The 12078-nt window shown below is 62.2% G+C and carries 13 protein-coding genes; all 13 read left to right on the forward strand.

Annotation, left to right across the window (positions count from 1 at the left end; translation table 11 throughout):
• The first annotated feature begins 48 nt into the window (after positions 1-48).
• The 13 genes from AC56LN_RS10750 to AC56LN_RS10810 all read left to right on the forward strand — a co-directional run bounded on the left by AC56LN_RS10750 (position 49) and on the right by AC56LN_RS10810 (position 11820).
• On the forward strand, positions 49-918 hold the full coding sequence (locus tag AC56LN_RS10750) for a GGDEF domain-containing protein (RefSeq protein WP_499571579.1): 870 nt from the start codon (positions 49-51) through the stop codon (positions 916-918).
• Positions 915-1949 carry an AraC family transcriptional regulator gene (locus AC56LN_RS10755; protein ID WP_499571581.1) on the forward strand — a complete coding sequence of 345 codons (1035 nt, stop codon included), beginning with the start codon at positions 915-917 and terminating at the stop codon, positions 1947-1949. Before AC56LN_RS10750 ends, AC56LN_RS10755 begins: the two co-directional genes overlap by 4 nt.
• A 62-nt stretch (positions 1950-2011) precedes the next feature.
• Positions 2012-2506, forward strand: a complete 495-nt coding sequence (locus AC56LN_RS10760) for a hypothetical protein (RefSeq protein WP_499571583.1) — start codon at positions 2012-2014, stop codon at positions 2504-2506.
• 32 nt (positions 2507-2538) lie between these two features.
• Positions 2539-3513 (forward strand): alpha/beta hydrolase, encoded by a 975-nt coding sequence (locus tag AC56LN_RS10765; RefSeq protein WP_499571585.1) that lies wholly within the window; start codon positions 2539-2541, stop codon positions 3511-3513.
• A gap of 52 nt (positions 3514-3565) precedes the next feature.
• Positions 3566-4453 (forward strand): LysR family transcriptional regulator, encoded by an 888-nt coding sequence (locus AC56LN_RS10770; RefSeq protein ID WP_499571586.1) that lies wholly within the window; start codon positions 3566-3568, stop codon positions 4451-4453.
• A 271-nt stretch (positions 4454-4724) separates the two neighbouring features.
• Entirely contained in the window at positions 4725-5108 is a 384-nt protein-coding gene (rpsL, locus tag AC56LN_RS10775) for a 30S ribosomal protein S12 (RefSeq protein ID WP_005663517.1), read from the forward strand.
• Between the two features lie 135 nt (positions 5109-5243).
• Positions 5244-5714 (forward strand): 30S ribosomal protein S7, encoded by a 471-nt coding sequence (gene rpsG / locus AC56LN_RS10780; protein ID WP_183554302.1) that lies wholly within the window; start codon positions 5244-5246, stop codon positions 5712-5714.
• A gap of 130 nt (positions 5715-5844) precedes the next feature.
• Complete coding sequence (gene fusA, locus AC56LN_RS10785; RefSeq protein ID WP_482897005.1) at positions 5845-7950, forward strand: elongation factor G; 2106 nt, start codon at positions 5845-5847, stop codon at positions 7948-7950.
• An 84-nt stretch (positions 7951-8034) separates the two neighbouring features.
• Complete coding sequence (tuf, locus tag AC56LN_RS10790) at positions 8035-9228, forward strand: elongation factor Tu (RefSeq protein ID WP_183554297.1); 1194 nt, start codon at positions 8035-8037, stop codon at positions 9226-9228.
• Positions 9229-9417: 189 nt separating this feature from the next.
• Complete coding sequence (rpsJ, locus tag AC56LN_RS10795) at positions 9418-9732, forward strand: 30S ribosomal protein S10 (protein ID WP_183554295.1); 315 nt, start codon at positions 9418-9420, stop codon at positions 9730-9732.
• 212 nt (positions 9733-9944) lie between these two features.
• On the forward strand, positions 9945-10208 hold the full coding sequence (locus AC56LN_RS10800; RefSeq protein WP_499571588.1) for a hypothetical protein: 264 nt from the start codon (positions 9945-9947) through the stop codon (positions 10206-10208).
• Positions 10202-10807, forward strand: coding sequence for a hypothetical protein (locus AC56LN_RS10805; protein WP_499571590.1), 606 nt, complete (start codon positions 10202-10204; stop codon positions 10805-10807). Before AC56LN_RS10800 ends, AC56LN_RS10805 begins: the two co-directional genes overlap by 7 nt.
• A 23-nt stretch (positions 10808-10830) precedes the next feature.
• On the forward strand, positions 10831-11820 hold the full coding sequence (locus AC56LN_RS10810) for a gliding motility protein GldB-related protein (protein ID WP_499571592.1): 990 nt from the start codon (positions 10831-10833) through the stop codon (positions 11818-11820).
• The last annotated feature ends 258 nt before the right edge of the window (positions 11821-12078 follow it).

The following is a 12078-nucleotide window of genomic DNA, read 5'->3' on the forward strand; positions in this document are numbered from 1 at the left end:
TCATCTGGCTGCGCTATGTTCCGGCGATCTGCCTTGACCAAGTCGCCCATGTCTCCCCTGATCCGCCACGTTCTGTTGATCGCCGGCCTGCTCGGCGCCGTCGTGTTCCTGTTCGCCAGTGCCGGCCCGGCCATCCCGCTTGCGGCGTGGGATCTGTTGGACATCGCCAGCGAGGGCGGCACGGCACTGCTGGCGGCGCTGTGGTGTGGACTGGTGCTGACCAGCCGGCCGGACGGCGTGGTCACGCGCCTGCTGGCCGGCGGTCTTGCCTGCATCATGCTGGGGTCATGGGCCGACTGCCTGGATGAAGTGTTCGATGTCGAAAAGACGGCATTGTGGGACAACGTGCTGGAGGCGCTGCTGCCACTGGGGATGCTGGTCCTGACCGCCGGCATGGTGTACTGGCGGCGCGAGCAGGCCACGCTGTCGGACCACATGCGCAAGCGCGAACGGCTGTTTCGCAACCACCGGCCGTTCGACCGCATCACCCAGCTGGCCGACGCGGCCTACCTGCGCGCGCAGTTGCACATCGAAAGCAAACGGACGGACGGCGTCGGCTCGCTGGTGCTGTTCGATATCGACGCCTTCCACCGCATCAACCGCGAGCACGGCCAGCCCGAGGGCGACCGCGTGCTGCAGGCCGTCGCCCACATGCTGCTGCTGAACCTGCGCAATGACGATCTGCTGTGCCGCTATGCCGGCGACCGTTTCGCCGTGCTGATGCCGGGCCTGGCCGAGCCGGAAGCGCGCGCTGCCGCCGATCATCTGTGCCGCATGGTGTCGGCGATGCGTCATCACGCAGCAAGCGGCCGGGTGCACATCACGCTGCGCCATGGCTGCGCGCCGGCGCGCGGCGCGCCCGATGCGCTCCTTAGCACGCTGTGTCGCCAGATGGACCGCCAGATGGCCGCAGTGTGATCGCCTGGCAGGCCGCCACGGCAGCCTCGCCTGCGGCGCGCCGGCACAGCGCGCTGGCGCTGGAATACGGCCGCTCGCGCGATGCGCTTGACGCCGACCTGCTGCGCGGATGCGATCCGGGCGCGGACAGCGCAACGACCCCTGGCCAGTACCTGCAGCAGCTGGCGAACACCCTGCGCCTGCTGGACAGCCCGGACACCAGCTTTATGCTGGGCCAGATGCTGCTGCCGGGGCACGACGGCGCCGCCAGTCATGCGCTGGCGCAGGCGCCGAACCTGCGCACGCTGCTGCAGACGCTGTGCCGCTTTCACGCCGGCCTGACGCCGCTGCTGCGCCCGCGCTTCGAAACCTGGGACGACGTGGCGCTGCTGTACTGGGTCGATGCGTATGGCGCGCCGAGCCTGCGACCGGCACTGGTCGAGATGCACATGACGGCGGTGGTGGCGCTGTGCCGCTGGCTGGGCGGCGAGCGCCTGCCGTGGCGCTTCTGCTTCAATCGCGGCGCGCCGCGTCACATCGAGCAGCATCATGTCCATCTTGGCTTGGAGCTGCGCTTCGGCTGCCAGCTCGACGCGATGCTGCTGCCGTCCGCATGGCTCGACCGGCCATGGCCGCGCGCCAGCGAGATGGCGGCGCGCCTGGCACACCAGGCGGCCGAACTGGAACCCCGGCAGGCGCCCGGCCTGCTCGCGGCGCTCTATGATTATCTGCTGGCGCATGTGCGCGACGCGCCCACGCTCGAGCGCACGGCGGGCGACTTCGGTGTCAGCCCGGCCACCTTCAAGCGCCAGCTGCTGCGGCACCACACCCATTTCCAGGGGGAGCTCGACGGGGTGCGCACGCACGTGGCGCTGTGGCTGTTCCAGGCCGAGGGAGCCGACAATGACGCCGTGGCGCGCCATCTCGGCTTTCATGATGTGGCCAATTTCCGGCGCTCGTTCAAGCGCTGGACTGGCCTGACCCCAGGGCCGATCCGCGCTGCGCTGGCCGGGGAGCTGGGCTGGTTCGCGGGGCGCCTGCAGGGCGTCTGAATTCGCTGCACTGCCGCAAAAATGGTATCGTGCGCGGTTATTGTCGCTACCGAAGAAGAGGAATGCGCCCCAGTCCCACCCTGCATATCGTTTGTCCTACCCAGAAACGGGGCTTCCCGGCGTTCATGTCGGTGGTCTTCGTCTGGGTCGTGGCGGCCGGCCTTGGCAATGGCTGGCAACACGATCCATCGTTCGGCTTCATGCTGCTGACCGTCTGCGCGCTGGTCATCATGCTGCTGGCGGCGTGGGCGCTGTACCGCAATTTCGTGTTCCGGGATGAGTTGTACATCACGCGCGAAGGCAGCCTGCCGTCGTCGGTGCCGCTGGCGCTCATGGTCCACGAGATCCGCGCCGTGCGCCTGTTGCCCAAACATGAGGCCTGGACGCCGGAGGGCAAATGGGATGCGCTGGGGTTTGGCCAGGGCCGTATCGAGATCGACACCGCCACCCATCGCTACCACTTCGGCATCGGCCTGGAAGAGCACGAAGCCGAAGCCGCGCTGCAGCGCATCGTGGCATTCTGTCGCGAGCAGGGCGACGTTGCCGTTGCGGCCTGAATCGTCCGGGTCAACCTTTCATGAGAGATGCCATGTCCGCTACATTTGCCGTTCGTCTTTGCAGCCTGCTGCTGCTCGCTGGTGGTATCGCCGCCCAGGCGCATGCGGCCGAGACACCGATCACGCTCGACACGCCCACCGGGCAGCTGGCCGGCACGCTCGAACTGCCGGCAGGCGCCGACAAGCCGCGCGTGGCCTTGCTGATCGCCGGTTCAGGCCCGACGGACCGTGACGGCAACAGCTCGATGATCCCGGGCCGCAACGACAGTCTCAAGCTGCTGGCCGCCGGGCTGGCCGACGCCGGCATTGCGACGGTCCGCTACGACAAGCGCGGCATCGGTGGCAGCCATGCGGCCGGTTCTGCCGAATCGGCGCTGCGCTTCGAGATGTTCGTCGACGATGCGGCGGCCTGGATCGCCAGGCTCAAGACCGATCCGCGCTTCGCGTCGGTGGCCGTCATTGGGCACAGCGAAGGGTCGCTGATCGGCATGCTGGCGGCGCAGCAGGCCAGTGCGGCGGCGTTCGTGTCGATTGCCGGCATTGCCGATGGCGCGTCGACACTGATGCGCAAGCAGCTCGAAGGCAAGCTGCCACCGGAGCTCGAGAAGGAAAGCGAGCGCATCCTGGTGTCGCTGGAAAGCGGCGTGGTCGTCGATCCGGTGCCGCCGGCGCTGGCGACGCTGTTCCGTCCCAGCGTGCAGCCGTATCTGATTTCGTGGTTCAAGTATGTGCCGGCGCAGCGCATCGCGGAGCTGACGATGCCGGTGCTGGTCGTGCAGGGCAATACCGATATCCAGGTGGACGTGGTGCAGGCCAACCGCCTGCACGGCGCCCGCCCTGGGGCGAAGCTGGAAATCATCCCGGGCATGAACCACGTGTTCAAGCACGTGCGCGCGGTGCCGGAGCTGCAGGTGGCCAGCTACGGTGACCCGAGCCTGCCGGTCTCGCCGCTGCTGGTGAAGTCGATCGCCGACTTTTTGCACCAGGGCGGCGCGGCCACACCTTGATGCCTCGCCCGGCCACATCGATACGCCCCTCCATCCATTCTGCGCAGGCCCCATGATCGAACGCATTCACCTGTCCATCATCCGCGAGGTCGATCGCCGCGGTTCGCTGACCGCCGCTGCCGACGTGCTGTGCCTGACCCAGTCGGCGCTGAGCCACGCGGTCAAGAAGCTTGAGGTTGGGCTGGGCACGCCGGTGTGGACGCGTGAAGGCCGCTCGCTGCGCCTGACCCAGGCTGGCCACGCGCTGCTGGCGCTGGCCGAGCGGGTGCTGCCGCAGCTTGAACACGCCGAAGGCCAGATGCTGGCCTTCGCGCGGGGCGAGCGCGGGTCGCTGCGCATCGGCATGGAATGCCATCCCTGCTATCAATGGCTGCTGAAAGTGGTGGAGCCCTACCTGGCGGCGTGGCCCGAGGTCGATGTCGACGTCAGGCAGCGTTTCCAGTTCGGCGGCCTGAAGGCGCTGCTCGGCTACGAGATCGATTTGCTCGTCACGCCCGATCCGCTGTTCAAGCCGGGGCTGCGCTTCGTGCCGGTGTTCGACTTCGAGCAGGTGCTGGTGGTGCACAGCGGCCATCGGCTGGCGGGGCGCGCGCATGTGGCACCGCGCGACCTGTCCGATGAAGTCCTGATCACCTACCCGGTCGATATCGAGCGGCTCGACATCTACAACCAGTTCTTCGTGCCGGCCGGCTGCGCGCCGCGCGAGCGCAAGGCAATCGAGACGACCGACATCATGCTGCAGATGGTGGCCAGCGGCCGTGGCGTGGCGGCGCTGCCGCGCTGGCTGGTGGAAGAGTACGCGGGCCGCATGCCGGTGGCGCCGGTACGGCTGGGGGAGGCGGGCGTGTTCAAGCAGATTTTCCTGGGCACGCGCGAAGTCGATGCCGGCACGACGTACCTGGATGCGTTTGTCGAGATCGCCCGGCACGCCGAATTGTAGCGGTGATGCTACATCGACCACAGTCTGCGCCAAGACGCCCGGATACTGCCTGCAAAATCAGCAAACTGGTTGACCCATCATCACAATGCGTCTATACTCGCAGGTTCTCGATTTATTCTGCACATCGTATACGCATTCGCAGCCGCTCCATTTGCCGAGTGGCTTTCGTCGCCTGTCTTTGTCATTGTCATCGGGACTAGGTTTCAGTCCCCGGATCAGCACGTTGCAGGTTCGGGTCATTAATGAGTAGTACTTTGTTGGATTAGGAACGATGCCAACCATCAATCAACTGATTCGCAAACCGCGTGAAGCTGCGGTTGTGAAGAGCAAGTCGCCGGCACTGGAAAACTGCCCGCAAAAGCGCGGCGTGTGCACCCGTGTGTACACCACCACGCCTAAGAAGCCAAACTCGGCGCTGCGTAAAGTCGCCAAAGTGCGTCTGACCAACGGTTTCGAAGTCATTTCGTACATCGGCGGTGAAGGCCACAACCTGCAAGAACACAGTGTCGTGCTGCTGCGCGGCGGTCGTGTTAAAGACTTGCCAGGTGTGCGTTACCACATGGTTCGCGGTGCACTGGATACCCAGGGCGTCAAAGACCGTAAGCAAGCTCGCTCGAAGTACGGCGCGAAGCGTGCCAAGGCTGCCAAGAAGTAATTCTATGGTCGTGTCACAGACACGTCACATTAATTAGATAAGTTGAGCCGGCCGCAAGGCCGAGTAAGTGAAGGGTCAAGAGGGCCTTTCGCGAGTGCACAGCGTGCACTCAACTGAAGACATGAAGGAATCGAAATGCCACGTCGTCGTGAAGTACCCAAGCGCGAAATCCTGCCGGATCCAAAATTCGGTAACCAGGATGTCGCCAAATTCGTCAACGTTCTGATGCTGTCCGGCAAAAAGTCGGTTGCAGAAAACATCATCTACGGTGCATTCGAACACATTCAATCCAAGTCGGGCAAAGACCCGCTGGAAGTGTTCACGACCGCGATCAACAACGCCAAGCCGCTGGTGGAAGTCAAGTCCCGCCGTGTCGGTGGCGCCAACTACCAGGTGCCAGTGGAAGTTCGTCCGGTTCGTCGTATGGCGCTGTCCATGCGTTGGTTGCGCGAAGCCGCAAACAAGCGCAGCGAAAAATCCATGCCGCAACGTCTGGGTGGTGAACTGCTGGAAGCGGCTGAAGGCCGCGGCGGCGCGATGAAGCGTCGTGACGAAGTGCACCGTATGGCAGAAGCGAACAAGGCGTTCTCGCACTTCCGCTTCTAAGCAAAAGGGCGAAGGTAGGGGGATTATTTCCTTGTGCTAACGTCCCCGTAGTATCTGTTGTTCAGGCCGGGCTCATTTTGATCATCAAGATGATGCTCGGTTTTGTCCATTCAAAGATTTAGGAAAAATTATGGCACGCAAGACCCCCATCGAGCGCTACCGCAACATCGGTATTTCGGCTCACATCGATGCTGGTAAAACCACCACCACCGAGCGCGTCCTGTTCTACACGGGCGTCAACCACAAAATCGGCGAAGTGCACGATGGCGCAGCGACGATGGACTGGATGGAGCAAGAGCAAGAGCGCGGCATTACCATTACTTCGGCAGCGACGACCTGCTTCTGGAGCGGTATGGCCAACAACTTCGCCCCGCACCACATCAACATCATCGACACCCCGGGCCACGTTGACTTCACCATTGAAGTCGAACGCTCGATGCGCGTGCTCGACGGCGCCTGCATGGTTTACTGCGCAGTCGGCGGCGTGCAGCCACAGTCGGAAACCGTGTGGCGTCAGGCTAACAAGTACAAAGTTCCACGTCTGGCCTTCGTCAACAAGATGGACCGTACCGGCGCGAACTTCTTCAAGGTCTACGAGCAGATGCGCGCTCGCCTGAAGGCAAACCCGATTCCTCTGCAGATCCCGATCGGCGCGGAAGAGAACTTCCTGGGCGTGGTCGATCTGGTCAAGATGAAGGCCGTGTACTGGGACGACGCGTCGCAGGGCATGAAGTTCGACTACCGCGACATCCCTGCAGAACTGCAGGACGAAGCCAACGAATGGCGTGAAAAGCTCGTCGAGACCGCTGCTGAAGCGACCGAAGAGCTGATGAACAAGTACCTGGAAGAAGGCGACCTCTCGGAAGAAGAGATCAAGGCAGCCCTGCGTCAGCGTACCATCGCGTCGGAAATCGTCCCGATGATGTGCGGCACCGCGTTCAAGAACAAGGGCGTGCAAGCCATGCTCGACGGCGTGATCGAATACCTGCCATCGCCAATCGACATTCCACCAGTCAAGGGTGTGGATGAAGACGACGAGCCAGTCATCCGTGAAGCCAAGGACGACGAGAAATTCTCGGCGCTGGCATTCAAGATCATGACCGACCCGTTCGTTGGTCAGCTGATCTTCTTCCGCGTCTACTCGGGCACGATCAAGTCGGGCGACACCGTCTACAATCCGATCAAGAACAAGAAAGAACGTCTTGGTCGTATTCTGCAGATGCACGCGAACCAGCGCGAAGAAATCAAGGAAGTCCACGCCGGCGACATCGCCGCTGCGGTCGGCCTGAAAGATGCAACCACGGGCGAAACCCTGTGCGATCCATCGTCGATCATCACGCTGGAAAAGATGGTCTTCCCTGAGCCGGTGATTCAGCAGGCAGTCGAGCCAAAAACCAAGGCCGACCAGGAAAAAATGGGCCTGGCACTGAACCGCCTGGCACAGGAAGATCCGTCGTTCCGCGTGCGTACCGATGAAGAATCGGGCCAGACCATCATCGGTGGTATGGGCGAGCTGCACCTGGAAATTATCGTTGACCGCATGAAGCGCGAATTCAACGTGGAAGCAACCGTCGGCAAGCCACAGGTTGCGTACCGCGAAACGATCCGCAAGGCAGTCACCGACGTCGAAGGCAAGTTCGTCAAGCAGTCGGGCGGTCGTGGTCAGTACGGTCACGCAGTCCTGACGATCGAGCCGCAAGAGCCGGGCAAAGGCTTCGAGTTCATCGATGCGATCAAGGGCGGTGTGGTTCCACGCGAATACATCCCTGCAGTCGAAAAAGGTGTGCGCGAAACCCTGACCTCGGGCGTGCTGGCCGGTTACCCAGTGGTTGACGTCAAAGTCACCCTGACCTTCGGTTCGTACCACGACGTCGACTCGAACGAAAACGCGTTCCGCATGGCCGGTTCGATGGCATTCAAGGACGGCTGCCGTAAAGCCAACCCTGTCATCCTCGAGCCGATGATGTCGGTCGAAGTCGAAACGCCGGAAGACTACGCCGGTAACGTGATGGGCGATCTGTCGTCGCGTCGCGGTATGGTGCAAGGCATGGACGAAATTCCAGGCGGCGGCGGCAAGATCATCAAAGCCGAAGTGCCACTGTCGGAAATGTTTGGTTACTCGACCTCGCTGCGTTCGGCGACCCAGGGCCGTGCGACCTACACGATGGAATTCAAGCACTATTCGGAAGCGCCTAAGCACGTGATTGACGCTATCGTCACTGCCAAGTCGAAGTAATCAGCAATACAAGCAATTCAAGGGAGACGGGACGTCCTGTCTCCCTTTAAACAGAACATATCGTTTCTTTAAAGGAATCTGGAAATGGCAAAAGGTAAATTCGAACGGACCAAGCCGCACGTCAACGTCGGCACCATCGGTCACGTTGACCACGGCAAAACCACCCTGACGGCTGCAATCGCAACCGTCCTGTCGAAGAAATTCGGCGGTGAAGCCAAGGCCTACGATCAGATCGATGCGGCACCGGAAGAAAAAGCACGCGGCATCACCATCAACACCGCGCACGTCGAGTACGAGACCGAAAACCGTCACTACGCTCACGTTGACTGCCCAGGCCACGCCGACTACATCAAGAACATGATTACCGGTGCTGCGCAGATGGACGGCGCGATCCTGGTGTGCTCGGCCGCTGACGGCCCAATGCCACAGACCCGCGAGCACATCCTGCTGGCCCGTCAAGTTGGCGTTCCGTACATCATCGTGTTCCTGAACAAGTGCGACCTGGTCGACGACGCAGAACTGCTGGAACTGGTCGAAATGGAAGTGCGCGAGCTTCTGTCGAAGTACGAGTTCCCAGGCGACGACGTCCCAATCATCAAGGGTTCGGCACGTATGGCCCTCGAAGGCAAGCCGGGCGAAATGGGTGAAGAATGCATCACCCGTCTGGCTGAAGCACTGGACACCTACATCCCAACGCCAGAGCGCGCTGTTGATGGCGCGTTCCTGATGCCAGTGGAAGACGTGTTCTCGATCTCGGGTCGCGGTACCGTTGTGACCGGTCGTGTCGAGCGCGGCGTTGTCAAAGTCGGCGAAGAAATCGAAATCGTCGGCATCATCGACACCGTCAAGACCACTTGCACCGGCGTGGAAATGTTCCGCAAGCTGCTGGACCAGGGTCAAGCTGGCGACAACGTCGGCCTGCTGCTGCGCGGTACCAAGCGTGAAGATGTCCAGCGTGGTCAGGTCCTGGCAAAGCCAGGTTCGATCAAGCCGCACAACCACTTCACCGGCGAGATCTACGTTCTGTCGAAAGACGAAGGCGGTCGTCACACCCCGTTCTTCAATAACTATCGTCCACAGTTCTACTTCCGTACGACTGACGTGACCGGTTCGATCGAGCTGCCAGCAGACAAAGAAATGGTCATGCCAGGCGACAACGTGTCGATCACCGTCAAGCTGATCAACCCGATCGCGATGGAAGAAGGTCTGCGCTTCGCAATCCGCGAAGGCGGCCGTACCGTCGGCGCCGGCGTTGTTGCAAAAATCCTGCCTAACTAATCAGGGCAAGATGGTGGATCGGCTCTCTTTCGGGAGAGTCTGATTGACACAACGATGGGGACAGACTTTTCGGTCTGTCCCCATCTGTTTGGGTGGGAACGATGTTATACTCCCGCCTCTTGTGCAGTAACGAAGTATCTCGACCACATTGCCGGCACCAAGCCGGAACGTTCTTTTAAAGGAAATCGCATGTCCGCTAACCAGAAAATCCGTATTCGCCTGAAAGCATTCGACTACAAGCTGATCGACCAGTCGGCCCTGGAAATCGTCGAGACCGCGAAGCGCACCGGCGCCGTCGTCAAAGGCCCAGTCCCACTGCCAACCCGTATCCAGCGTTTCGACGTGCTGCGTTCGCCACACGTGAACAAGACCTCGCGCGACCAGTTCGAAATCCGTACGCACCAGCGTCTGATGGACATCGTGGACCCAACCGACAAGACCGTTGACGCACTGATGAAGCTCGACCTGCCAGCTGGCGTCGATGTCGAAATCAAACTGCAGTAATCGCATTTAAGTATTGGCGGCATTGGCCGCCGATGCTGCAAGAAGCCAGGTTGACCGCATTGCGGGCAACCTGGCTTTTGTCATTGTGGGACGCAGCGTTTACCATGCCGGGTGCATGATCTGGGCCGTGGCGGCCATCAAGCATTGTCGGGGCAGGCAGGGCGTGATGTAATCGACAGGTTTGCTTGTTCGATTGCCCACCCATGCGCCAGATGCATATAGTTTCCCTCTTGCGCGCCACGACCTGGCGCGATCTCGCTGGCATGGCGATCGGCGCGCTGTTGCTCGCTGCGGTGGCCAAAAGACTCGCGCCTGAAGCTGCCAGGCCGCTGCTGCGTCATGCCGGTCTCGCGCTGCCCTTGCTGCTGCTGATGGCGAAGGACATTGCGCATGCACCGCAAGCGTGGCAACGGCTGCGCAGCGCCCATGGGGCGCCCGAACTGGCGGGACTGCTCAAGCTCGATCGCCTATGCTGATGCAGGAGCAGGGCACAACGACCCGCGCCGGATCTGGCGCGTTGATTGTGCTGGCGCACGTGCTGTTCGTGCTCGCCTTGGTGCACTACGCCAGTCCCCGCCCCGACAACCACAGCACCCCGGTCGACTACATCGCATTTGCCTTCATCGTGGCGCCGGTGAAGCCCGTGCTGCAGGCGCGCAGCGCGCCACCACCAGTTGCTGTCCAGGCCGTGCGGGCACCCCACATCGCCACGCCGCGCGCAATGCCGACGTCGCCCGAGCCGATGACGATCATCGCGCTGCCGGAGGAAGCCCCATCGGCCGCGCCGGCTGAGACTGCAACGGCGCCAGCGTCGGCGCCAACCGGAAAACTGGACATGGAATCGCTGCGTGGCCTGGCCCGACAAGTGGAAAAGGAGCGGGTGCCAACGGCACTGGAACGGGTGCGCACCGCCGAACAACTACGCGCGCGCGACGACACCAGGCTGTCTCGGGCGATCAGCGAAGCGAAGCGCCCGGATTGCCAGACCAAGTATTCTGGCGGCGACAAGCTCGATCTGATCCGTCTGATCCCGCTGGCCATCGACACAATCACGGGTACCGGATGCAATTGGTAGCCATCACACCAGGGAGAGACGCGATGACGTTCCGGAAGTTGCTGTTACCGCTGTTGATGTGCTGGACCAGCGCCGTACATGCCGCCGCGATCGATCCGCTGACGGTCGAGATCGATGCGACCGACGCGCTGCGCTTTGCGCAACTCATGAAGAACGGTTCAATACCCAACGCAGCCGACCTGCAGCATGGTTATCTCGACGGGGCCGGACTGGGTGTGAAGATCTTCACGCCGATGCGGATCGTCGACGCCAGGCGTCTGGCGCGCGTGGTCGCCGCGCAGCCCGATCTGTATCGGCAGGCGATCCGGAATTGCCTGCCGCAGCTGCCTGCCTTGCGCAGCGATCTGCGGGCAATCTACCTGGCCTTTGCCGGTCTGCTGCCGCAACGCCCGCTGCCGCCCATCATGGTGGTCTTCGGCGCCGGGAATTCAGGCGGAACCGCCAGCCCCGAAGCGCAGGTCATCGGCCTGGAAGTGACGTGCTCACTGGGCGCCACGCCCCAGCAGTTCCGGACGACCATGCGTGGCTTCTTTGCGCACGAAACGGTCCACACCTGGCAGCGCGATGCGACACCGCAGGCGCAGGCCGATCCCCTGCTGACCCAGTCCCTGCTCGAAGGCGTTGCCGACTACCTTGCCAGCGTGGTCACGGGCGAGGTGCCGGGCCCGGATCGTGATCAATGGGCACGTGGACGCGAAGCATGGCTGTGGCGCGAATTTCAGCATGACCGCCAGACGATGCTGACCGACCCCGACAGCCCGCGCTTCAAGCGCTGGTTTGCCAACTACGGCGCCGCCCCGGAGGGCTGGCCCAGCGAGGCCGGCTACTGGATCGGCATGCGCATCGCCGAAGCCTACGTCGCCCGCTCGCCCGACAAGCGCGCCGCCATGGACGCCTTGATCGAACTGCGCGACCCAGCAGCGATCCTCGACGCCAGCGCCTACGGCCGCGACTTCAACGCAGCGCAGATCACAGCCGGGGTCAGGTCTGACATTCGGACACGAGCTCAGTAGTAAAGCCGGGGTCAGGTCTGACATTCGGACACGAGCTCTGCGTTGCATTGTCAGTCGTTCACGACGGAATGAAACGCGTGCTCACTGGCGGTGTTGCCCAACCGACCCCTACAAAATTAACTAAAGCTGAGGCCGTGTCCAAATGTCAGACCTCGTATATTGAACATGCCAGCTCACCAGTAGATAATCGTGGTGATGTGGCCGGTCGGGGTGACGCTGTTCAGACTGAGTGCCATTGAGCACGTGGGTCAGATTGGT

Source organism: Telluria sp. ZT3P26 (genome assembly GCF_059686035.1).